The organism is Rhodanobacter sp. G1, from assembly GCF_055397855.1.
In genome coordinates this window covers 1,245,929-1,267,506 of sequence record NZ_AP039674.1, presented here as the reverse complement: position 1 = coordinate 1,267,506, position 21,578 = coordinate 1,245,929, and the positions used below count along the sequence as shown (strand labels likewise).

The 21,578-nt window shown below is 68.0% G+C and carries 21 protein-coding genes and 2 pseudogenes; 8 read left to right on the top strand and 15 right to left on the bottom strand.

Features of this window, described 5'->3' with window-relative positions; all coding sequences use genetic code 11:
* Positions 1-13: 13 nt before the first annotated feature.
* A complete protein-coding gene (locus tag ACZ5Z2_RS05710; RefSeq protein ID WP_464760983.1) occupies positions 14-649 on the top strand; it encodes a helix-turn-helix transcriptional regulator in 636 nt (211 codons plus the stop codon).
* A 7-nt stretch (positions 650-656) separates the two neighbouring features.
* Here the strand turns inward: ACZ5Z2_RS05710 and ACZ5Z2_RS05705 are convergent, their stop codons facing one another.
* Both ACZ5Z2_RS05705 and ACZ5Z2_RS05700 read right to left on the bottom strand, forming a co-directional pair.
* A complete protein-coding gene (locus ACZ5Z2_RS05705) occupies positions 657-1,145 on the bottom strand; it encodes a GNAT family N-acetyltransferase (RefSeq protein WP_464760982.1) in 489 nt (162 codons plus the stop codon).
* Between the two features lie 93 nt (positions 1,146-1,238).
* Positions 1,239-3,482, bottom strand: coding sequence for a glycoside hydrolase family 20 protein (locus ACZ5Z2_RS05700; protein WP_464760981.1), 2,244 nt, complete (start codon positions 3,480-3,482; stop codon positions 1,239-1,241).
* A gap of 241 nt (positions 3,483-3,723) precedes the next feature.
* Between ACZ5Z2_RS05700 and ACZ5Z2_RS05695 the strand changes: the two genes are divergently transcribed.
* A complete protein-coding gene (locus ACZ5Z2_RS05695) occupies positions 3,724-5,181 on the top strand; it encodes a DUF4139 domain-containing protein (protein WP_464760980.1) in 1,458 nt (485 codons plus the stop codon).
* Between the two features lie 13 nt (positions 5,182-5,194).
* The gene (locus ACZ5Z2_RS05690) at positions 5,195-5,950 is read left to right on the top strand and encodes an enoyl-CoA hydratase/isomerase family protein (RefSeq protein ID WP_464760979.1); all 756 of its coding nucleotides are present in this window, start codon (positions 5,195-5,197) and stop codon (positions 5,948-5,950) included.
* 6 nt (positions 5,951-5,956) lie between these two features.
* Here ACZ5Z2_RS05690 and ACZ5Z2_RS05685 read toward each other — a convergent pair whose 3' ends face one another.
* The 7 genes and pseudogenes from ACZ5Z2_RS05685 to ACZ5Z2_RS05655 form a co-directional block, all read right to left on the bottom strand.
* Positions 5,957-6,445 (bottom strand): GNAT family N-acetyltransferase, encoded by a 489-nt coding sequence (locus tag ACZ5Z2_RS05685; protein WP_464760978.1) that lies wholly within the window; start codon positions 6,443-6,445, stop codon positions 5,957-5,959.
* A 62-nt stretch (positions 6,446-6,507) separates the two neighbouring features.
* On the bottom strand, positions 6,508-7,908 hold the full coding sequence (locus ACZ5Z2_RS05680; RefSeq protein WP_464760977.1) for an aspartate aminotransferase family protein: 1,401 nt from the start codon (positions 7,906-7,908) through the stop codon (positions 6,508-6,510).
* 48 nt (positions 7,909-7,956) lie between these two features.
* Complete coding sequence (locus ACZ5Z2_RS05675; protein ID WP_464761671.1) at positions 7,957-8,655, bottom strand: MtnX-like HAD-IB family phosphatase; 699 nt, start codon at positions 8,653-8,655, stop codon at positions 7,957-7,959.
* 214 nt (positions 8,656-8,869) lie between these two features.
* On the bottom strand, positions 8,870-9,748 hold the full coding sequence (locus ACZ5Z2_RS05670; protein ID WP_464760976.1) for a CPBP family intramembrane glutamic endopeptidase: 879 nt from the start codon (positions 9,746-9,748) through the stop codon (positions 8,870-8,872).
* A gap of 60 nt (positions 9,749-9,808) precedes the next feature.
* The gene (locus ACZ5Z2_RS05665) at positions 9,809-10,135 is read right to left on the bottom strand and encodes a non-heme iron oxygenase ferredoxin subunit (RefSeq protein WP_464760975.1); all 327 of its coding nucleotides are present in this window, start codon (positions 10,133-10,135) and stop codon (positions 9,809-9,811) included.
* Positions 10,132-10,668, bottom strand: coding sequence for a GNAT family N-acetyltransferase (locus tag ACZ5Z2_RS05660; protein ID WP_464761670.1), 537 nt, complete (start codon positions 10,666-10,668; stop codon positions 10,132-10,134). Before ACZ5Z2_RS05660 ends, ACZ5Z2_RS05665 begins: the two co-directional genes overlap by 4 nt.
* Positions 10,669-10,743: 75 nt before the next feature.
* Positions 10,744-10,962: pseudogene (locus ACZ5Z2_RS05655) on the bottom strand (transposase); the annotation flags it as partial.
* A gap of 141 nt (positions 10,963-11,103) precedes the next feature.
* On the opposite strand from ACZ5Z2_RS05655, the pseudogene ACZ5Z2_RS05650 reads away from it, so the two are divergent.
* Positions 11,104-11,715 (top strand): annotated as a pseudogene (locus ACZ5Z2_RS05650) (transposase); the annotation flags it as partial.
* Positions 11,716-11,801: 86 nt separating this feature from the next.
* Here ACZ5Z2_RS05650 and htpG read toward each other — a convergent pair.
* Together htpG and htpX are read right to left on the bottom strand one after the other, a co-directional pair.
* Positions 11,802-13,667 (bottom strand): molecular chaperone HtpG, encoded by a 1,866-nt coding sequence (gene htpG, locus ACZ5Z2_RS05645; RefSeq protein ID WP_464760974.1) that lies wholly within the window; start codon positions 13,665-13,667, stop codon positions 11,802-11,804.
* A gap of 143 nt (positions 13,668-13,810) precedes the next feature.
* A complete protein-coding gene (gene htpX, locus ACZ5Z2_RS05640) occupies positions 13,811-14,707 on the bottom strand; it encodes a protease HtpX (RefSeq protein ID WP_464760973.1) in 897 nt (298 codons plus the stop codon).
* A gap of 118 nt (positions 14,708-14,825) precedes the next feature.
* Here htpX and gluQRS point away from each other — a divergent pair, with 118 nt between their 5' ends.
* From gluQRS to ACZ5Z2_RS05625, 3 genes are all read left to right on the top strand, one after another.
* A complete protein-coding gene (gluQRS, locus tag ACZ5Z2_RS05635; protein ID WP_464760972.1) occupies positions 14,826-15,689 on the top strand; it encodes a tRNA glutamyl-Q(34) synthetase GluQRS in 864 nt (287 codons plus the stop codon).
* A gap of 87 nt (positions 15,690-15,776) precedes the next feature.
* Positions 15,777-16,517, top strand: coding sequence for an acetoacetyl-CoA reductase (gene phbB, locus ACZ5Z2_RS05630; protein ID WP_464760971.1), 741 nt, complete (start codon positions 15,777-15,779; stop codon positions 16,515-16,517).
* 127 nt (positions 16,518-16,644) lie between these two features.
* Positions 16,645-17,952, top strand: coding sequence for a diguanylate cyclase domain-containing protein (locus ACZ5Z2_RS05625; protein ID WP_464760970.1), 1,308 nt, complete (start codon positions 16,645-16,647; stop codon positions 17,950-17,952).
* Here ACZ5Z2_RS05625 and ACZ5Z2_RS05620 read toward each other — a convergent pair.
* The gene (locus tag ACZ5Z2_RS05620) at positions 17,943-18,737 is read right to left on the bottom strand and encodes a tRNA threonylcarbamoyladenosine dehydratase (RefSeq protein ID WP_464760969.1); all 795 of its coding nucleotides are present in this window, start codon (positions 18,735-18,737) and stop codon (positions 17,943-17,945) included. The genes ACZ5Z2_RS05625 and ACZ5Z2_RS05620 overlap by 10 nt on opposite strands.
* Before the next feature lie 81 nt (positions 18,738-18,818).
* On the opposite strand from ACZ5Z2_RS05620, the gene ACZ5Z2_RS05615 reads away from it, so the two are divergent.
* Positions 18,819-19,208, top strand: a complete 390-nt coding sequence (locus ACZ5Z2_RS05615; protein ID WP_464760968.1) for a cytochrome c — start codon at positions 18,819-18,821, stop codon at positions 19,206-19,208.
* Between the two features lie 96 nt (positions 19,209-19,304).
* On the opposite strand, the gene ACZ5Z2_RS05610 is transcribed toward ACZ5Z2_RS05615, so the two are convergent.
* The 3 genes from ACZ5Z2_RS05610 to ACZ5Z2_RS05600 are packed head-to-tail and all read right to left on the bottom strand — an operon-like array spanning position 19,305 to position 21,557.
* Complete coding sequence (locus ACZ5Z2_RS05610; protein WP_192164935.1) at positions 19,305-19,607, bottom strand: Mpo1-like protein; 303 nt, start codon at positions 19,605-19,607, stop codon at positions 19,305-19,307.
* A gap of 9 nt (positions 19,608-19,616) precedes the next feature.
* Positions 19,617-20,486: a pirin family protein gene (locus ACZ5Z2_RS05605; RefSeq protein ID WP_464760967.1), complete on the bottom strand. Its 870-nt coding sequence runs from the start codon at positions 20,484-20,486 to the stop codon at positions 19,617-19,619.
* Between the two features lie 12 nt (positions 20,487-20,498).
* Positions 20,499-21,557, bottom strand: a complete 1,059-nt coding sequence (locus tag ACZ5Z2_RS05600; protein ID WP_464760966.1) for an NADH:flavin oxidoreductase/NADH oxidase — start codon at positions 21,555-21,557, stop codon at positions 20,499-20,501.
* Between the last annotated feature and the right edge of the window lie 21 nt (positions 21,558-21,578).

Here is a 21,578-nt window from a genome sequence, read left to right as displayed (position 1 = left end):
GCAACCATCCGCCATGCGCCACCGCCCCGCCTTGGCCCGCACCGCATTCGCGGTCGGCCGCGACGCGGGCGAGCCGGTCGAGACCATCGCGGGTGAATGTCATGCCTGGCGTTTCCGTCCGCATTTCCACGTCGGCGACGAGATCGTGCGCGTGCTCGCCGGCCGCGCGCGGCTGCGCCTGCCCGACGGCTGCCGCGACGTCGCCGCCGGCGACACGCTGGCGGTGCCGGCCGGCGTGATCCATTGCTTCGAGCCGCTGGATCGGCAGGGCTGGGCCTTCGTCTCGCGCTTCGTGCCGGCGTCCCGCACCGCGACGCGCGAAACCGCCACGCTGGCCGCCCGGGCCACCGCGCTGCTGATGCAACGCCAGTCGCTGCACACCGATGTCGCCGCCGTCGCGCAAGGCTGCGCCATGTCCGCCGGCCACCTGTCACGCGCTTTCCGCCGCGAAACCGGCAGCAGCCTGCACAACTTCCACGTGCTGCTCGCACTGCACCAGGTGAAGACGCTGCTGCGCCGGCAGGTGCCCGTGATGGAGGCCGCACTGGAAGCCGGCTTCTATGACCAGGCGCACCTCAATCGCGAGTTCGTCCGCACCTACGGCATGACGCCAGCCGTCTTCCGCGATGGCTGGGCCGCCGCCGCGTGACGATGCCTCAGCCCAGCTCCAGCGCCATGTACAAGGTGCCCGGCAGCGGGTTGTCGTAGTACGGCGGCACCGGGCGGAAGCCCAGTTCCACGTACAGCCGCCGCGCGGCGTGCATCGTCACCAAGGTGTCCAGCACCAGGCGCGCATGACCTGCCTCGCGGGCGCGTGCGATGACCGCTTCCGCCAACCGGCGCCCCAGCGCCTGCCCGCGCGCGGCGGGGCGCAGGTACAGGCGCTTCATCTCGGCCGTGCCCGGCATTGGGGTCGGGCGCAGCGCCACGCAGCCCAGCGCCAGGCCTTCGGCATCGCGTGCGATCAGGATGTCGCCCAGAGGCGGCGCGTACTTGCCCGGCAGTTGCGCCAGCTCCGCCGCGAAGCCCTGGAAGGAGAGGTCGATGCCGAGGCTGCCCGCATATTCCGCGAACAGCTCGCGCACCGCTTCGCCGTCCGCGGGAAAGTGCGCCGACACGATGCTGGTACCCGATGCAGCCGACATGCCCGATAGCCTCCGCAGCCTGATCCTCTCAGTCTGCCGGAGGCGGTCGGTACATGCTTGGATGATCCTGACCTCGCGCGCGTGCGGTCTGACCTACTTCACCAGGATCTCGTCCGCGAACAACCAGGTGTTCGTGGCACCGTCAGGGAAACCGGCCGGCAGCGCGGTGTAGCGATTCGCCACGACGCGGACGTAGCGCGCACTCAACGGCTTGGCCACCTTGAACGCCACATGGAACAGGTGCGCGATCGAATCCATCACGTCGGCCTTCGGCTGCTCGGTATCGACCGCGATCCAGTGCTTGCCGTCGCCGGAAACCTCGAAGCTCACCGCACGCGGCGGCAGGATGCGCGAGCCGGTGTTCTGCAGGAAATCCACCGCCACCGCATGGATCGTCGTGGGCTTCCGCAGGTCGATGACGGCGTCCACGTCGGCGTCGTTCCAGCCCGACCATTGCCCGTTGTGGAAGTCGTCGCCGCCCAGCACGCCATCCGTCAGCGCAGCGGCAGGCGCGTACTTCGGCGACACCGGCTGGGCGAGATGCAGCGGCTTGCCGGTGGCGAGGTTGCCGACCAGGGTGAAGCTGGTGGGGTTGTCGTAGCGCAGCCCCTTGCGGAACGGCACCACCTTCAGCGTGCCGGCGCGACGCACGACCACGCTGTCGGTGAACGACGGCGAGCTGGCGGTGGGCGTGCTGCCGTCCAGGGTGTAATGGTTCACCAGGTCGTCGAAGCCGCGCTTGGCGTGCAACTGCCAGCCACCGTGCGGGTCGACCGTGATCGAGTACGCCACCACCGCTTTGTCCTCCGGGCCGTAGGCCACGTGCCAGGCATCCAGCCGCGGGTATTGCGCCTGCAGGCGCTGCTGGAAATTCGCCCACGCCGCATCGTCGTGCGCATTGCCGCGCCACAGGTTCTCGGCGAAGGCCAGCACGCGCGGATACAGCTTGGACTCGGCGTTGTACGGGTTCGCGCGCTCGCTCCACAGCGGCGCCTCGGCGCCCAGCAGCTGCGAGCGATGCGCCGCGAACAGGGCGGCGTCCGCCTTCGCGTCACCCGGGCTGCTGTCGTTGGCGATGTCGGTGCGGAATACGTCCTGCACCGTCAGCGAATCCAGCGCGCGATCGATGTAGAACGGGCCGGCGACCACCACGCGGTTGCCATTCGCCAGCGCCTTGGCCTGCTCGTCCGCGCCGCGCCAGGCTTCGATGATGGCCTGCGTGTCGGCGCCGCCCTCGAGGATCTCGTCCCAGCCGACCAGGGTCTTGCCCTTGCTCTCGAGGTAACGCTGGATGCGCTTGATGAAGTAGCTCTGCAGGCCGTCCTCGTCCTTCAAGCCCAGCTTGCGCATCAGCGCCTGGCAGGAGGCGCACGCGTGCCAGGCGACCTTGGGCGTCTCGTCGCCGCCGATGTGCACGTACTGCGACGGGAACAGCGGCAGCACCTCGTCCAGCACGTTCTCGAGGAAGGTGAAGGTGCCTTCGTCGCCCACGCAGTCGATGTTCTTGTGCACGCCCCAGGCGGTGGTCACGGCCACCGGCTTCTTGCTGCACGACAATTCGGGATACGCAGCGATCGCCGCCACGCTGTGCCCCGGCATCTCGATCTCGGGGATCACGGTGATGTTGAGCCGGCGCGCGTAGTCCACCACTTCGCGGATCTGCGCCTGGGTGTAGAAGCCGCCGTAGCGCGTGCCGTCCGCCTCGGTGCGCCATGCGCCGACGCTGGTGAGCTTCGGGTAGCGCTTGATCTGGATGCGCCAGCCCTGGTCGTCGGTGAGGTGCCAGTGGAAGGTGTTGATCTTGTAGTAGCTGAGCAGGTCGAGCTGTTTCTCGACGAAGCTCACCGGATAGAAATGCCGGCTGACGTCCAGCATCGCGCCGCGCCACGCATAGGCCGGCGCGTCCTCGATGCGCACGGCGGGAATCTCCACCGGCGCGGCCTTCGACAAGGGCAGCAGCTGGCGCAGCGTCTGCACGCCCCAGAACAGGCCCTTGTCGGTGGAGGCGCTGATCGTGACCCGCCCCGGCGTCACCGCGAGCCGGTAGACCTCCTCGCCCTGCACCGCGGGATCGAGCTTCAGCACGATGGCATGCACGCCGGAACCTTCGCGCACCGCGATCCCCGTCTGCGCGCGGATCGCCTCGCGCAGGAAGGCGGCGATCTCGCGGCCGCGGGCGTCCTTCGGGGCCTCCACGCGGGTGCGCCCGTCCAGCCGGTAGCTGCCCTGCTCCAGTTGCAGGTGCTGCGGTCGTGGAACGATGGACACCGCCGCCGCGGCGACGGCGGGAATCAACAGGCACAGGCCGAGCATGCAGGCCATCAGCGGTCGTGGCATTCGTGGCATTCCGGGGCTGGGGACGCGGGCACCGGCAAAGCGCCGCGGGCGGCACGAACCGGCCATGAAAAGTAATACAAACATACAATGGGTGCGAGGTCGATGCGGATCGCGTATCGGCCCGCATGCACTGCACATGGCGCCAAGGCGTCGGCCACATCCTGAATCACGTCCTCGCTGGCCGCCGGCCGACGGCCCTCGACCCGGTTAAGATCGGGCCGATCCCCCCAGGAGCAGCCCCATGAACCCGCCTGTCCTGTCTTCCCTTGCACTGGCCTGCGCCGCCTGCCTCGCCATCGCTTCTAGCGCCAGCGCGATGCCCGCCACGCCCGGCGCCAGCATCACGCTGTATCGCAGCGACAGCTCGGCGCTGTATGCCAGCAGCGGCGACGGCAACGTCGATGGCGGCTACGCGGTGATCCGCGAGCGGCGCCCGCTCACACTCAAGCCCGGCCTGCAGGACGTCACCCTGGGCGACCTGCCCGACCATCTCGACGCCGAAGCGTTGGCGCTGGGTTTTCCCGGTGGCGGCGCCAAGGTGGTCTCGCAGCTTCTGCTGCTAGGCCAGGGCGGCAACGCCGCGCTGGTTGGCCTGGTCGGCCAGGAAGTGACCGTGCTGGGCGGCAATGGCGAAACCCTGGCCCAGGGCACCCTGCTGCGTGCCAACGACGGCCTCCTGGTGAGAGGTGCGCAGAGCACCACCCTGATCCGCCAGTACGCCGCCGTGCGTACCGGCGATGGCAGCTTCCCCACCGGTTCCAGCTTGCGTCTGCGCATCGACGCCGCGCGTGGCGGCCGCAACGAGGCCGTGCTCAGCTACCCCACCGCGGGCCTTGGCTGGCGCGCCGCCTATGTCGCGACGCTGCAGCCAGGTGATGCGTGCCGCATGCAGTTCGAGTCGCGCGCCAGCATCGCCAACCGCAGCGGGCGCGACTGGAACGACGCCCGGCTCACCCTGATCGCGGGCGAGCCGGACTTCGCCAAGGCTTCCGCGCCCCGCCCGATGATGGCCGCCAAGGCCTTCGCCGCCGCGCCGCTGCCGCAGCAGGCGCAGTTGGACAACTACCGCAGCTACACCCTGCCCGCGCCGGTGGATCTGCCCGACGGCAGCGTGAGTCAGGTGCCGCTGTACGACACGCGCAGCCTCGCGTGCGAGCGCAGCAACCTCGTCGAGAACGGCGGCACGTGGCAGCCGGCGCAGCCCATGCTCGCCCCCGGCTTCGACAACGGCGGCAGCGACCGCATCGTCAGTACGCTCAAGTTCGCCGCCTTCGACAGCCTGCCCGCCGGCTACCTGCGCGTGCTCGCTCAGGATAGCCGCGGCACGCCGCAATTCATCGGCGAAGGCCGCATCGAGGACACGCCCAAGGGCGGCGACGCCAGCATTACGCTGGGCACCGCGTTCGACCTGCGCGCGGCGCGCGAACGCACCGCCTTCCGCGTGGATCAGGCCGGCCGCACGCTGGACGAAGCGTTCCGCATCACCCTCACCAACGCCGGCGGCAGCGCACGCACCGTCACCGTGCGCGAACACCCCAGCCGCTGGCGCGAATGGAAGCTGGCTTCGTCCAGCGTCGCGCCAGCCAGACAGACCACCGACACGCTGGAATTCCGCGTGAACGTGCCCGCCGATGGCAAGGCCGTGCTGGACTATGCCGTGCGCTACAGTTGGACGGCGGATCAGCACCCGCAGCCGTAACCGGAGCCATCCCATGATCGAAGTCACCCGCCACGACGCCGTCGCCGAGATCCGCCTCGCGCGCCCGCCGGTCAACGCGCTGAACCTGGAGATGCTGCAGTCGCTGCATGCGGCGCTGGATAAAAGCGTCCGCGACGGCGCGCACGGCATCGTGCTGTCCGGCGTGCCCGGCATGTTCTCCGCTGGCGTGGACGTGCCCGCTCTGCTGCAGGCGGATCGGGCCGGCGTGCTGGCGTTCTGGCGCGAGTTCTTCGCCACCGCCGCCGCGCTGGCCTGCTCGCCGGTGCCGGTGGCCGCGGCCATCACCGGCCACAGCCCGGCCGGCGGCGCGGTGATGGCGCTGATGTGCGATTACCGCGTGATGGCGCAGGGCCCGTACAAGATCGGCCTCAACGAAGTGCAGGTGGGGCTTGCGGTGCCCGACTGCATCCAGCTCGCGCTGCGCCGCGTGGTGGGTGCGTACCGCGCCGAGCGCCTGCTGACGGCCGGTGCGATGATCGACGCGCAGCACGCGCTGGACTGCGGCTTCGTGGACGAAACCACCGGCATCGACCAGGTGGCCACGCGCGCGCTGCACTGGATGCACGAGCTGCTCGCCCTGCCCCCGCATGCCATGCTCGCCACCCGCCGCGTGGCCCGCGCCGACCTGATCGCCACCTACGCCGACGTGGATGCGTTGCCCGTGGCCGACTTCGTCGAGGGCTTCTACCACCCGCAGACGCAAGCCACGCTGCAGGCGCTGGTGGCCAAGCTCAAGGGCAAGGGCTGAACCAGCTCAAGGCTCCCAGACCATGTACACATCCGCCCGCGCGTAGTGCGAACCCGCGCGCGGCGCGGGGCGATGGCGGAAACCGACGCTTTCGTACAACGCCAGCGCAGGCCCGAGCAGGCTGCTCGATTCCAGGAACAATTCGCGTGCGGGCAGCGTGCGGTACAGGTCAAGCGCCGCCTGCATCAGCAAGCGCCCTACGCCATGGCCGCGCGCATCGGGCGACACCGCCATCTTGGTGAGTTCGTAGACGCCGTCGCCCTCGTGCTTCAGGGCCACGGTGCCGAGCGCGCGCTCCGCCTCGTCGATGGCGAACAGGATGCGCCCGCCGCTGGCGAGAATGAATCGCTCGGGGTTCTCCAGCACTTCGCGGTCGTAGGCCTCGACCGTGAACCAACGCTCCAGCCACTCGATGTTGAGCGCCGCGAACGCAGCGCGCCAGCGTGGATCGAAGTCCGCGATGCGGATGCCTTGCGACAGGGAAGGCTGGGCCATGGGCTCGCTGCATGCACCGCTGCGCCGGCCCGGCTGACGCCAGGCCGGCCGCAGGGACACCATCAGCCCTTCTTGGCCTTGGTCAGCAGCTGATCCAGCAGCGACATCGCCAGGTCGATCTCCTCGTGGGTGATGTCCAGCGACGGCGCGAACGTGATCACGTTCTTGTACCAGCCGCCCACATCGAGCACGAGGCCGATCTTCTTGCCGTTGTGCTCCAGGTCGCCGGCGAGGCCGATGTCGACCATCTTGTCGAGCAGCGCCTTGTTCGGAGTGAAGCCGTCGTCGGTGCAGATCTCGGCGCGTAGCGCGAGGCCCAGACCATCCACGTCGCCGATTTCCTTGTGCTTCTTCTGCAGCTCGCGCAGGCCTTCGAGGAAGTGCGCGCCCTTCTTCGGCACGCTGGTCTCGTAGTCCAGCTCGTAGCCCATCTTGATCACTTCCAGGCCCAGCGAGGTGCCGAGCGGGTTGGAATTGAACGTCGAATGGGTCGAGCCCGGCGGGAACACGGTCGGGTTGATCAACTCTTCGCGCGCCCACAGGCCAGACAGCGGGTTCAGACCGTTGGTCAGCGCCTTGCCGAACACCACGATGTCCGGCGTCACGCCGAAGTTCTCGATCGACCACAGCTTGCCGGTACGCCAGAAGCCCATCTGGATCTCGTCGGACACCATCAGGATGCCGTACTTGTCCAGCACCTTCTTCAGGCCCTTGAAGAAGCCCATCGGCGGCAGCACGTAGCCGCCGGTGCCCTGGATCGGCTCGACGTAGAACGCGGCGTATTCGCACTGGCCGGTCTTGGGATCCCACACGCCGTTGTATTCGGTCTCGAACAGGCGCTCGAACTGGCGCACGCAGCTGTCGGAATATTCTTCCGGCGTCATGCCCTTGGGGCGGCGGAACGGATACGGGAACGGCAGGAACATCGCGCGCTCGCCGAAGTGGCCGAAGCGGCGGCGGTAGCGGTAGCTGGAGGTGATCGACGAGGCGCCCAGCGTGCGGCCGTGGTAACCGCCCTCGAAGGCGAACATCAGGCTCTTGCCGTTGCTGGCGTTGCGCACCAGCTTCAGCGAATCCTCGATCGCCTGCGCACCACCCACGTTGAAGTGCACGCGGCCGTCGAGGCCGAACTTCTTCTTCGCGTCCAGCGCGATGGTCTTGGCCAGCTCGATGCGGGTCTGGTGCAGGTACTGGCTGGCCACCTGCGGCAGCACGTCGATCTGCTTCTTCAGCGCGTCGTTGAGGCGCTTGTTGCCGTAGCCGAAGTTGACCGCCGAATACCACATCTGCAGATCGAGGAAGCGCGTGCCGGCGGTGTCGATCATCCAGCTGCCTTCGCCGTGGCGGAAGATCTTCGGCGGATCCACGTAGTGCACGGTGTCGCCGAAGGAGCTGTACTTGGCCTCGTCGGCGAGCAGTTGCGCGTCGTCGATGAAACCGACGGCGTTCTTGTCGATGTTCATGGATTGGATTCCGGGGGAGCGATTTCGGGAATGCGGCGAAGCGGCCGATCAGGCCGCCGTCGTCTCGTGATGGTGCGCGTGGCGCGGCAGGCTGCCGTCGAGCAGGCGAGGCAGGAACTCCAGCGCGTCCTCGAAGCCGGTGATCGGCACATAGGGGATGCCGGCGGCGCGACAGTGTTCGATCAGGCGGTGCTTGGCGAACACGAAGTCCACGCGGTCGGCCGCGCAGAAATCCGAGGCGCCGTCGCCTATCAGCAGGGTCTTGGCGCCCGTGGTGCGCGCCTGCGCCACGCAGGCGCATTTGCAGGTGCCGCTGCGGCAACCCTCGGCCTGGAACGGCGAGGTGAGCTGCCACTGCTTCGGCGGCGTGGCCGGCGCAAGGTGGTTGGCGGCCAGCGGCAGGTCGTCCAGGCCGTAGCGGCCGAGGATCTGGTGGATCGCGTAGTCGAGGCCGTCGCTGACGATGCGGATCGGCACGCCGAGTTCGCGCGCCTTGGCCACGAAGCCCGGGAAGGCGTGGTCGATCCACAGCTCGCGCAGGTGCTCGTCCAGCTCGGCGCGCGTCATCTGCAGCAGCCCGACCTGGCCCGACATGCACTCGCGCGAGCCGATGCGTCCGGCACGCCAGTCCTGCTCCAGCACTTCCCAGCCGGGGCGACCGAAACGGTCGAGCAACGAGTCGATCACGTCCTCGACGGAAATCGTGCCGTCGAAATCACAGAGGATGGTCCAGCCGGAAACGGGCATCAGTGGCGCACTCACAACGGTCATGAGTCGCACGTTAGGCAAGCTGCCTTTCGGCGCCCTTTCCCGTTTGTGCGATGCGCGCACTGCGCTGGTGCAGCCGCAGGCGGCTGCCCTCGGTGCCCCGTAGTGGGCGAGTCGTTCAGCCATCGGCGGACAGCCGAACTGCGGCGGAACGGATGCATCGCCTTTGACAACCGGGCGCACGGACAACCCGTCAAAGCGACGCGGCACCCTGCCTGCCCGTGTCCAGTCCCGTTCGCACCTGTTGCTCGCCTTGTCGTGTCTGGCATTGCCGTCCTGCGCCACGGCCTGCCCCAACGACACGCCCCTCGATAAGCCAGTACGGCTCGCGCAGCCAGCTCACTGCGTCTACTTTCTTTCTTGAAGACGCCAGGTCGCCAGCAGCACGATGGCCAACATCGCCAGATGCGCCGCAATGGACAGGATGGCAGCGCCGTGTACGCCACGCGATTCCACCGGCATCAGCGATGCCTGCAAGCCGTTGCCCAGATTCCAGCCCCAAAGCCGCCCACAGGCTCCCGCTGCGCCATAGCGCCGTCGCGTAAGGCAGGCCGAAGGCGAACAGCAGCCCCCATTCCTGCCGTCCATTGCCGAGCCGATAGATGTGGTTGAACACGAAGATCGCGGCGGAAACAAGCACGAACAACGCGCCGCTGCGCCAGCGAATGCCGGCGGCGCGATACCAGTAGCCGCGAGTGAGGATGTCCTCGGCAAGCGAGGGCACGAAGGTACCCAGCAACAACATCGGCAAGGCCGCCATCAGGTCAGCCGGCGTAGCCGCGGGCGCCTGCGCGTCTGCCACGTACACGCCAAGCCGCAACCCCGCCCATACCGCGACGAACTTCGCCAGCACCGCCAGCAGCAGGCAACCCGGCAACCACCGCCACCATCCATCTCCATCCAGCGCATACGCGCCAAAACCGCGCCAACCCAGCCAACGCGACAATGGCCACGCCAGCAGCACGCTGGCCGTCATCAACACATCACGCACCGCAGTGTTGTGCAGCCAAAGCATGCCCACGCCCTCGGCGGACTGGTACAACAGCCACAGGAGTGCGAACGCCAGCACCACCCGCCACGAATGCCTCATCGCCACCCTCTCCCTCCTCGCATCATGGCGAGACGCCGGCCATCAACGGTCGTCGCGCGTCCAGATCGCGCCGTCTTCCTCTTGCACGGGGAAATGCGCGATAGGCTCGTAGGCCGGCGGACAGGTCACCGCGCCGCTGCGCAGGTCGAAACGCGCGCCGTGGCGCGGGCATTCCACCTCGAAGCCGTGCACTTCGCCGCCGGCAAGATCGCCGCCGTCGTGCGTGCAGGTGTCCTCGACCGCATAGAGGTCGCCGTCGATGTTGTACACGGCGATGGGCGTGTCCCCGTCGTACACCAGCTTGAACTCGCCCGGCAGCAGTTCGCTGCGCGCGCCCACGCACACCCAGCCTTCGTCTGCCAGGCTCATGCCAGCTCCTTGCGCAGCACTTCGAAACGCAGGTCGTCGCGGCGCGGGATGCCGAAGCGCTCGTCGCCGTAGGGAAAGGGCTGGAACTCGCCGGTGCGGCGGTAACCGCGGCGCTCGTAGAAGGCGATCAGCTCCGCGCGCTGCACGATGGTCGTCATGTGCATCGCACGGCAACCCCACACCTCGCGCACGATGCGCTCGGCTTCAGCCATTACGGCCTTGCCCAAGCCACCGCCCTGCTGCAATGGATCGACGGCGAACAAACCGAAGTAGCCTGAGTCGCCCTGCCGCTCGATGTGGCAGCACGCCAGCAGCACTCCATCGCGTTCGGCCAGCAGAACCACGCTGTACGGTTGATCGAGGCGCACTGAAACATCAGCGGCATCGGTGCGCTGGCCGTCCAACAGGTCGGATTCAGTGGTCCAGCCCCGCCGGCCGGAGTCTCCGCGATAGGCGGATTCGACCAAGGCCACGATGGCGGGGATATCAGCGGCGGCGGCCGGACGGAAATTCAGGGCGGACGATTCGGACATGTGCCCATGGTAAAGCTTCAGCACAAGGATGGCGGCAAGTGCGGCGATCGCTGCGCGCAGGAATCCGCTTCGGCCACTCAGGGCCGACCACTGCTGCATGAAGTGGATGCGCAACATTGTCCCCAGCGGTATCAGCGGATGACCACGGCAACCCGCCTTCGAATAGTGCGCCTCGATGATCGCTTCGAGCTTCGACCACGGTATCACTTGATCCATCTCCGCCAGAAATACCTCACGGCGCGTGCGCTTCTTCTTGGCGTCGAAGGTCAATGAAGCGAAGGTGGTCTGTTTCATGGTGCGCATAGTCTGATGGGATGACGCTAGGATGCGCGATAGGGGGAATAAATCAGAGAGTAATAAAGAGACTTCCTCGTCCTATCGACCTCGAGGGCCATGATGGTGTTGGCACAACCGTCAGCAGAAGAGGAAGTCTCCATGAACACGGTAACCACGATTGGCATCGACTTGGCGAAAAACGTGTTTTCCATCTGTGGGGTCAACGCTGCAGGACGCGTGATGCGTCGGCAGGATCTGCAGCGGGATGCGTTTGCGCTGTGGCTTGCACAAGTTCCGGCAGGCACGGTGATTGCCATGGAAGCGTGTACCGGAGCGCATCACCGGGGCCGACGCAGTTTGGAGCATGGCTTGGTACCACGACTGATGGCGACCCAGTTCATAGCCCCGTTTCGCAAAAATCTGATGGCCAAGAACGATCACGACAATCCGGAAGCCATCGCCACCGCAGCCCGGCAAGGCAATATGCGGTTTATTCCGGTCGACGTGGATCAGCAGGCACGGCTGGCTTGGCACCGTGTGCGGGAGGGCTACAAGGCCGAAGGCTTGGCTATCAACAATCGGCTGCGCGGCATCCTGGCCGGGTTCGGAATCGTGATGGCGCGCAGTGACACGGCTTTGCGCCGGGCGCTGGCGGATCTGGAGGCGTATCCGACACTCCCGACCGAATGCAAGGAGCTGCTGCGCTCAGCCAACACACACTGGGAACAGGCACACAAAGCCCGTGATGCGTGTGAGACCCGGATCACGTCGTTGGGGCACCTGCTACCAAATGGCGACGCAACGAAAAAAGGCCCGCCGCGAACGACGGGCCTTTTTCATGCGGCGTTGGCGTGAACTCAGCTGCCCAGCAGCACCCGGTTCATGCGCTGCACGAACGCAGCCGGATCGGCCAGTTGCGCGCCGGCGGCGATCTCGGCCTGCTCCAGCAGCAACGTGGCCAGATCCTTCGCCTTCGCTTCGTCCGCCTCCCCCTCGACGCGCTTGAGCAGGGCGTGCTGCGGATTGACCTCCAGGGTGGGCTTGCTCTCGGGCAGTTCCTGGCCGGCCTCGCGCAGCAGGCGCGCGAGATGCGGCGCCATGTCGTAGTCGTTGAGAGCAAGACAGGAGGGCGAATCGGTAAGGCGCGCGGACACCTTCACATCGCCCACGCGGTCGCCGAGCAGTTCCTTGAGCTTCTTTAGCAGCGGCTCGGCTTCCTTCGCCGCTTCCTCCTGCTTCTTCTTGTCGGCCTCGTCCAGCGGCAGCTCGCCCTTGGCGACATTGCGCAGCTTCTTGCCTTCGTATTCCGCGAGGTAGCCGACCATCCACTCGTCGATGCGGTCAAACATCAGCAGCACCTCGATGCCCTTGGCGCGGAACGCCTCGAGCTGCGGGCTGCCGGCGGCGGCGGCGTAGCTGTCGGCGGTGATGTACCAGATCGCGTCCTGGCCCACCGCCATGCGGCCGACGTAGTCGTCCAGCGATACCGTCTGCTTCGCGCCTTCGCCTTTGGTGGAGGCGAAGCGCAGCAGCTTGGCGATGCGCTCGCGGTTCGTCGCGTCCTCGCTGATGCCTTCCTTCAGCGTGTTGCCGAAGGCCTTGAGGAAGGTGGCGAACTTCTCCGGCTCGTCCTTCGCCAGCTTCTCGATCAGATCCAGCACGCGCTTCACGCAAGCGGCCTTGATGCGCTCCAGCTGGCGGTTGTGCTGCAGGATTTCGCGACTGACATTGAGCGGCAGGTCGTCGGCATCCACCACGCCGCGCACGAAGCGCAGGTAGTTGGGCAGCAGCTCCTCGGCCGCGTCCATGATGAAGACGCGCTTGATGTAGAGCTTGAGGCCCTTGCGCTCGTCGCGGCCGCCCATCATCAGGTCGAACGGCGGCTGCGCGGGAATGTAGAGCAGCGTGGTGAAGCTCTGGCTGCCTTCGACGCGGTTGTGCGTCCACGCCAGCGGATCGTTGAAATCGTGGCCCAGCGACTTGTAGAAGCCGATGTAGTCCGCGTCGGAAATCTCGGACTTGGGCTTCGCCCACAGCGCCGAGGCGTCGTTGACGGTTTCCCACTCGTCCGTGGGCTTGCCGTCCTTCTCCACCGGCACGCGAATCGGAAAGGCCACGTGGTCGGAGTACTTGCGGATCAGCGACTTCAGCTGCCAGGCCTTGAGGAACTCGTCCTCGTCGGCCTTGAGGTGCAGGACAACCGACGTGCCGCGTTCGGCCTGCTCGACCTGCTCCAGCGCGTACTCGCCCTTGCCGTCGCTCTCCCACTTCACGCCCTCGCCCGCCGGCGCGTCGGCGCGGCGAGTCAGCACGGTGACCTTGTCGGCCACCACGAAGGCGGAATAGAAGCCCACGCCGAACTGGCCGATCAGGCGCGCGTCGGCCTTCTGCTCGCCGCTCATCGCCTCCAGGAAGCGGCGCGTGCCGGAACTGGCGATGGTGCCGATGTTCGCCACCACCTCGTCGCGCGTCATGCCGATGCCGTTGTCGCGCACGGTGATGGTGCGCGCCGCCTCGTCCCAGCTCACGTCGATGTGCAGCTCGCCGTCGCCGCCCAGCAGCTCGGGCTTGCCCAGCGACTCGAAGCGCAGCTTGTCGCAGGCGTCGGAGGCGTTGGAGATCAGCTCGCGCAGGAAGATCTCCTTGTGCGAGTACAGCGAATGGGTAACCAGGTGCAGCACCTGGGCGACTTCGGCTTCGAATTTGCGTGTTTCGGTAGTCATTGCGTGTCATCCATTCTTGCGTTGATTGCCTGGTCGTCATTCCGGCGCAGTCCGGAATCCAGTGACAGTAGCATCCGAAGTTTCGAGTGCTTCGCACGGGCATTTCACTGGATTCCGGCCTGCGCCGGAATGACGGCGAAAACTCAGTTCCTGGCGTTCTGCAGCGCCGCGATGCGCTCGTCCAGTGGCGGGTGGCTCATGAACAGGCGCTGGAAACCCTGCGCCAGCGGGCCGGAGATGCCGAACGCCGCCAGCGTCTTCGGCAGGGTGTTCTCGCCATGGTCACCCTTGAGGCGCTGCAGCGCGGAAACCATCGCGCCGCGCCCGGCCAGCTTCGCGCCGGCCGCGTCGGCGTGGAACTCGCGCCAGCGCGAGAAGGCCATCACGATCATCGAGGCGAACAGGCCGAACACCAGCTGCAGCACGATCACGGTGACGAAGTAGCCGATGCCGCTGCCGCCGCGATTGTCGTCGCGGCCTCCGGACAGCCAGCTGTCCACCAGCCGGCCCACGATGCGCGCGGCAAGGATCACCAGCGTGTTCAGCACGCCCTGGATCAGGGTCATGGTCACCATGTCGCCGTTGGCGACGTGGCCGATCTCGTGGCCGAGCACGGCGGCCACCTGCTCGCGATCCATTTGCTGCAGCAGGCCGGTGCTCACCGCCACCAGTGCGCTGTTCTTCGTCATGCCGGTGGCAAACGCGTTCATTTCCGGCGCGTCGTAGATCGCCACCTCGGGCATGCCGATGCCGGCGTTCTGGGCGTGCCGGCGCACGGTGTCCAGCAGCCAGCGCTCGGTTTCGTTCTCGGGTTGCCCGATCACCCGCGCGCCGGTGCTCATCTTGGCCATCCATTTCGACATGGCCAACGAGATGAAGGCGCCACCCATGCCGAACGCCGCGGCATAGATCAGCAGGCCCGTGCTGCCGCCCAGACCCTGCGCGGCGGCCATCTGATCCACCCCGAACAGGTGGCAGACGATGCCGAGCAGGAACAGCACGGCGAGGTTGGTACCGAGGAAAAGGACGACGCGGCGCATGGCTGTCTCTTTGGCAGTCACGGGAACGGGAATCTGGGCGATGAGTGTAGGCGTTGCCGGGCCTTTTCAAGCGTGCGCCCGCTCGCCAGCAGGCTGGCAGACAGGCAGACTTCCACGCATGGATTACCGTGGACGCTTCGCCCCCTCGCCCACCGGCCTGCTGCACTTCGGCTCGCTGGCCGCCGCCGTGGGCAGTTGGCTGCGCGCGCGGCAGGCCGGTGGCCAGTGGTTGTTGCGCATGGAAGACATCGACCCGCCGCGCGAGGTTCCCGGCTCGGCCGCCGCCATCCTCGCCGCGCTGCCGGCGTTCGGCCTGGCCGCGGACGAACCGGTACTGTGGCAGTCGCAACGCAGCGACGCCTACGACGCGGCCTTTGCGCAGCTGCGCAGGATGGATGCGGTGTTCCCCTGCTGGTGCAGCCGCAGCGAACTGGCCGCCGCCGGGCCGCATCGCGACGGCCGCTGCGCCAGCGCGCCCGACCCGACCCGCGAACCCGCATGGCGATTGCGCACACCGGACGTCGAGATCGCCTTCGACGACGCCCTGCAGGGGCCGCAGCGGCAGAACCTGCGCGAGGCCGCGGGCGACTTCGTGATACGCCGCGTCGAGGGCCTGTATTCCTACCAGCTCGCCTGCGTGGTGGACGACGCCCACCAGGGCATCACCGAGGTGGTGCGCGGCTGCGACCTGCTCGACTCCACGCCGCGGCAGATCCACCTGCAGCGCCTGCTGGGCCTGCCCACGCCGCGCTACCTGCACCTGCCGCTGGCGCTGGACGCGCAGGGGCGCAAGCTGTCCAAGTCGTCGCAGGCGCTGCCGGTCGATCCGGCCGAGCCGCTGCCGGCGCTGCGCCGCGCGCTGGCTTTCCTCGGCCAGCCGGTGCCCGCGGATGTCCCCGACGCAGCCGCCCTGCTCGCCACCGCATTGCGGCACTTCGACCCGGAACGCATGCCGCAATGCAGCGGTTACTTTGCGGGCTGAGCAGTTATAAATCCGACGTGCGGGCCAACGCCGGTCACCGACCGCCGCGCGCCGCGCCCGCCGCCACCCACCCCCAGGAGATTCGACATGACGCAGCGCACGGCTTTGGTTACGGGCGGCACCGGCGGCATCGGCAGCGCCATCGTGCGCTACCTCGCCCGGCAGGGGCACCGGGTCGCCACCAACTACCGCAACGCGGAGAAAGCCGAAGCGTGGCGCAAGGCCATGGCCGACGAAGGCATCGAGGTGTGCATGGTGTCCGGCGACGTCTCCGACCCCGCGTCCTGCGAAACGATGATCCAGGAGATCGCCAGCCAGTGCGGCCCGGTGGACATCCTGGTCAACAATGCCGGCATCACCCGCGACACCACCTTCCACAAGATGAGCTACCAGCAGTGGACGGAGGTGCTGAACACCAACCTCAACGCCTGCTTCAACGTCACCCGCCCGGTGATCGAGGGCATGCGCGAGCGCAAGTGGGGCCGCATCGTGCAGATCAGCTCGATCAACGGCCAGAAGGGCCAGTACGGCCAGGCCAACTACGCCGCCGCCAAGGCCGGCATGCACGGCTTCACCATTTCGCTGGCGCAGGAAAACGCCAAGTTCGGCATCACCGTCAATACCGTCTCGCCCGGCTACGTGGGCACCGACATGGTGATGGCGGTGCCCGAGGACGTGCGCGCCAAGATTGTGGCGCAGATCCCGGTGGGCCGCCTCGGCCGTCCCGACGAGATCGCCCACGCCGTGGCCTTCTTCACCGGCGACGAGGCGGCGTGGATCACCGGCGCGAACCTGGCGATCAACGGCGGTCATTACATGGGCTGGTGATGGCCGCGCCGCCGGACAGGCGGGTTCGTCGCAAGGATCCGCCGTGTCCGGCCCGACGACGCCGGCCCAATGGCACGCCCCGTGCTTTCCTGCTTCCGACACGAACACCGCGACGCGCCGGAACCCGATGGAAACGACTTTCTCCGCCCCGCTGGGCAAGATCCTCGACCTGCTGCTGGACGCCGTCTGCATCGTTGACGCGGACGGGCAGTATGTCTTCGTCAGCGCCGCTTTCGAGCGCATCTTCGGCTACGCCCCCGAAGAGGTGATCGGCAGACGGATGATCGAGCTGGTGCATCCCGAGGATCGCGACGTCACCCTGCGCACCGCCGCGGCTATCATGGCCGGCCAGCACGCATCCAATTTCCAGAACCGCTACGTGCGCAAGGACGGGCAAGTCGTGCACATCATGTGGTCGGCGCGCTGGTCCGAGGCCGACCGGGTGCGGATCGCCGTGGCCCGCGACATCACCGAGCTCAAGCGCGCCGAGTCGATGCGGCTGGCGCTGCACGCGATCTCCGAGACGGCACATGCGGCGCAGGATCTGCCCGCCGTGTTCGGGCAGGTGCACCGCATCGTCGACGGCATCCTGCCCATGGCGAGCTTCATCGTCGCCCTGCGCAACCCGGCGGACGGCCGCCTTGAAGTGCCGTACGCGGCCTGCGGCGGCGAGGCGCCGCCCACGGCCGGCAGCCTTGCCGCCGAGGTGATCCGCAACAACAAGGCCGTACAGGCCGCCGCCGGGGGCTCGCACTGGCTGGGTGTGCCGCTGTACGCGAAGAAGAACCCGATCGGCGCGCTGGTCGTGGAGCGCCAGGGCGGGGCCAGCCACACCAAGGCCGACGCCGAGCTGCTGGAGTTCGTCGCCACCCAGCTTGGCACGGTGATCGAGCGCAAGCAGGATCAGGTTCAGCTGCACCATCTCGCCCTGCACGACCCGCTGACCGACCTGCCCAATCGCATCCTGTTCCACAGCCGCCTGCAGGCCACGCTGGACAACGCCGCGCGCACGAAGGCGCTGGCGGCCTTGCTCTACATCGACTTGGACGGCTTCAAGCTGGTCAACGACCTGCACGGCCACGCCGTCGGCGACCTGCTGCTGTGCGAGGTCGCCGCGCGCATCCGCGGCTGCCTGCGCGAGCACGACACCGCGGCGCGCGTCGGCGGCGACGAGTTCGTGGTGCTGCTCGATGCGCTGGCCGCGCCCGCGCACGCCGTGGAAGTCGCCGAACGCATCCGCACCACGCTGACCCAGACCTTCCTGCTGCAAGGCCAGATGATCCGCATCTCGGCCAGCATCGGCGTGGCCACGTATCCGCTCGACGGCGAAAGCAGCGAACAGCTGGGCAAGGCCGCCGACCATGCCATGTACCGGGCCAAGAAGGCGGGTGGCAACCGCACCAGCGGAACGGACGAGGCCGGCAATCAGCCCTGACCGGCCTGCAGCAGGCGCTCCATCACCTTGCCCACCGCCGCGAACGCGAACGCGCCGGTGACGTGCGTGGCCGCGCCCAGCCCGCCGCCGCAGGCGAGATTCAGTGCATCGCCGCCGGGCGGGCGGTTGCCGCACACCGTGCCGTCGGGCTGCGGGTACTGCACGTTCTGCAGCGAATACACCGCCGACACGCCGAAGTAGCGATCCGGATTGCGCGGAAAGTTGAAGTCCGTGCGGAGCTTCTTGCGGATCAGGCTGAACATCGCGTCGTGCTCGGTGCGCGAGAGGTCGCGCACGCGGATCTGGGTGGGATCGGTGCGCCCGCCGGCCGAGCCCACGCTGACGATGGGCAGCTTGCGGCGACGGCACCACGCGATCATCTCCAGCTTCACGCGGAAGGCGTCGCAGGCGTCCAGCACCGCGTCGTAGCCGCGATCCAGCAGCTCGTCCAGCGTGGAGGTGGTGAGGAAGCGCTCGATGCCTTCCAGCCGCAGGGCCGGGTTGATCGCATGCAGCCGCGCGGCCATCACGCCCACCTTGGGCTTGCCGAACTCGCCGTCCAGCGCGTGCATCTGCCGGTTGGTGTTGGAGACGCAGACCTCGTCGGCGTCGATCAGGGTAAGCCGCCCCACGCCGCTGCGCGCCAGCGCCTCGGCCGCCCACGAGCCCACGCCACCCACGCCCACCACGCAGACGTGGCGCTGCGCCAGCTTCGCCACGCTGCCGGCGCCGTACAGGCGCTCGATGCCGGCGAAGCGTTCGTGGGGGAAATCGGAGTCGCTCATGGGGTACGGCCTTGCTGCGGGACGCGAGATTCTATCGCCGCCCGGGTTATGCTCAGCGCATTTCCACGAGGAACCGCCACGATGCGCGCAGCACTGTTGATCCTGCTCGGCCTGGTCATCGGCGTGATCGGCACGTCCCAGGTGATGAACGCGCTGGCCGCGCGCAACCCCATGCCCAAGGCGGTGATGCACACCATGGGCTACCACATGGGCGAGCTGAAGCAGGCGATGAAGGCGCAGAAGTGCGACGCGACGACGATCCAGCACCACCTGCTGCGCCTCGAATCCACCGCCACCGACATCGTGCCCACCTTCGGCATCGCCGACCAGGGCTTCGGCGACGCCGCGAACAAGCTGCAGGCCAGCCTGCAGCAAGCTGCCGTCTCCGCACCGGCCACCTGCGCGGCGCTGGCCACGGCGCTGAAGCCGGTCGGCGAGGCCTGCCAGGACTGCCACCAGAAGTACCGCTGAGCACCGTTCAAAAGCCCGTTCGCCCCAGGCGTTTCGACTTCGCGGAACTTCGTTCCGCTGCGCTCAACGCGAACGGGCTCCTGTCGCAGGCCGGCGCTAGAAACTGACCTTGCCGCGCAGCATCTGCGCGTACATCACCCAGTCGCCCATCAGGCTGTAGAGCGGGTGGCGGAACGTGGCCGGGCGGTTCTTCTCGTACACGAAGTGGCCGATCCACGCGCAGCCGTAGCCGGCCACCGGCAGCAGCCACAGCCACGCCAGCCGCCCGCTGGCGAATGCCAGCAGCAGGATCAGCAGCACCAGCGTGCTGCCGACGAAATGCCAGCGCCGGCACAGGCGGTTGGCGTGTTCGCCCAGGTAGTAGGGATAGAACGCACGGAAGCTGGCGAATTCGGCCATCTCGAACCCTCAACCCGGCAGCGGGATGAATTCCTGCTCGTCGCCGGGCACGACGGGGAAGCGCCCCTCGCGCCAGTCGGCCTTGGCTTGCTCGATGCGCTCACTGCTGGCGGCCACGAAGTTCCACCACAGATGGCGCTCGCCATCCAGCGGCGCGCCGCCGAACAGCATCACGCGACTGGCGCGGTTCGCCTTGAGCACGGGCGCGTCGCCGGACTGCACCGCCATGCGTCCCGCGGCCACGGCCAGCCCGCCCCACGACAATTCGCCCTCGACCACGTGCACGCCGTGCTCGGCATGTTCCGCCGGAAAAGCAAGTTCGGCGCCGGCAGCCATTTGCGCCTCGGCGAAGAACATTGGCGCGTACACCTTCACCGGCGAGGCCGCGCCCCAGCCCGTGCCGGCGATCAGCACCAGCTCGACGCCGGCCTGCCGGATGCGCGGCAATGCATCCGAATCATGATGGTGGAACTCGGGATCGACCTCCGCCTGCTCGCGCGGCAGCGCCACCCACACCTGGATGCCGTGCAGGCGCTGGCCCGCAGCGCGCGCTTCCGGCGGCGTACGCTCGGAGTGCACGATGCCGCGGCCGGCGGTCATCCAGTTCACCGCGCCGGGGCGGATGTCGGCGAGGCTGCCGAGGCTGTCGCGGTGGCGGATGCTGCCGTCGAACAGCCAGGTCACGGTGGCCAGGCCGATGTGCGGATGCGGCCGCACGTCCATGCCCTTGCCGGGTGCGAAATCCACCGGGCCCATGTGGTCGTAGAACACGAACGGCCCCACGTGGCGCGCATCGAGCACCGGCAGCAGGCGGCGCACGGCGAAGCCGTCGCCGAGGTCGTGCAGGCGTCCGTCGATCAGCGTCGGTTGCGTATCCATCGATTCGCCCCCTCACCAGGCTCGTTGATATTGCACCGGCGCATGGATCTGCGCACCCAGTTCCTGCGCGGCGCGACGCGGGAAATACGGATCGCGCAGGCTCTCGCGGGCGAGCAGCACCACGTCGGCTTCATCGTTCGCCACGATATCGGCGGCCTGCTTCGCTTCGGTGATGAGGCCCACCGCACCGGTGGCGATGCCCGCCTCGCGGCGCAGGCGCGCGGCGAACGGCACCTGGTAGCCCGGCCCCAGCGGGATCTTCACGTGCGGCAGCAGGCCACCGCTGGAGACGTCGACGAGATCCACGCCCAGCGCCTTCGCCTCGCGCGCCAGCTGCACGCTCTGCTCCACGTCCCAGCCGCCCTCGACCCAGTCGGTGGCCGAGATGCGCAGCCACAGCGGCAACTCCTGCGGCCACACCTCGCGCACGGCGGCGATCACCTCGCGCGCCAGCCGCGTGCGGTTCTCGAAGCTGCCGCCGTATGCGTCCTCGCGCCGGTTGCTGAGCGGCGACAGGAACTGGTGCAGCAGGTAGCCGTGCGCGGCATGCAGTTCGACCAGCCTGAAGCCGGCGGCCAGCGCACGCTGTGCGGATGCGCGGAAATCGGCGATCACCTGGCGGATGCCCGCCGCGTCCAGCGCCACCGGCGCATGCCAGCCCGCATCGAACGGCAATGCCGATGGCGCCACCGTGATCCAGGCACCTTGTTCGGGCCCGAGCGCACCGCCGCCTTCCCATGGCCGCTGCGCGCTGGCCTTGCGGCCGGCATGCGCGAGCTGCACGCCGGGCAGCGCGCCCTGTGCGGCGATGAAGGCGGCGATCGGCTGCCACGCGGCAAGCTGCGCGTCGTTCCAGAGGCCGGTGTCGCCCAGCGAGATGCGCCCCTGCGCCGATACCGCGGTGGCCTCGGCGATCACCGCGCCCGCGCCGCCCACCGCGCGGCTGCCCAGGTGCACCAGGTGCCAGTGGTCGGGCACGCCGTCGCTGGCCGAGTACTGGCACATCGGCGACACCACGATGCGGTTGCGCAGTGCCAGGCTGCGTTGCGGCAGGGGTTCAAACAGTTTCATCAGGCCACCAGCGTAGGGACG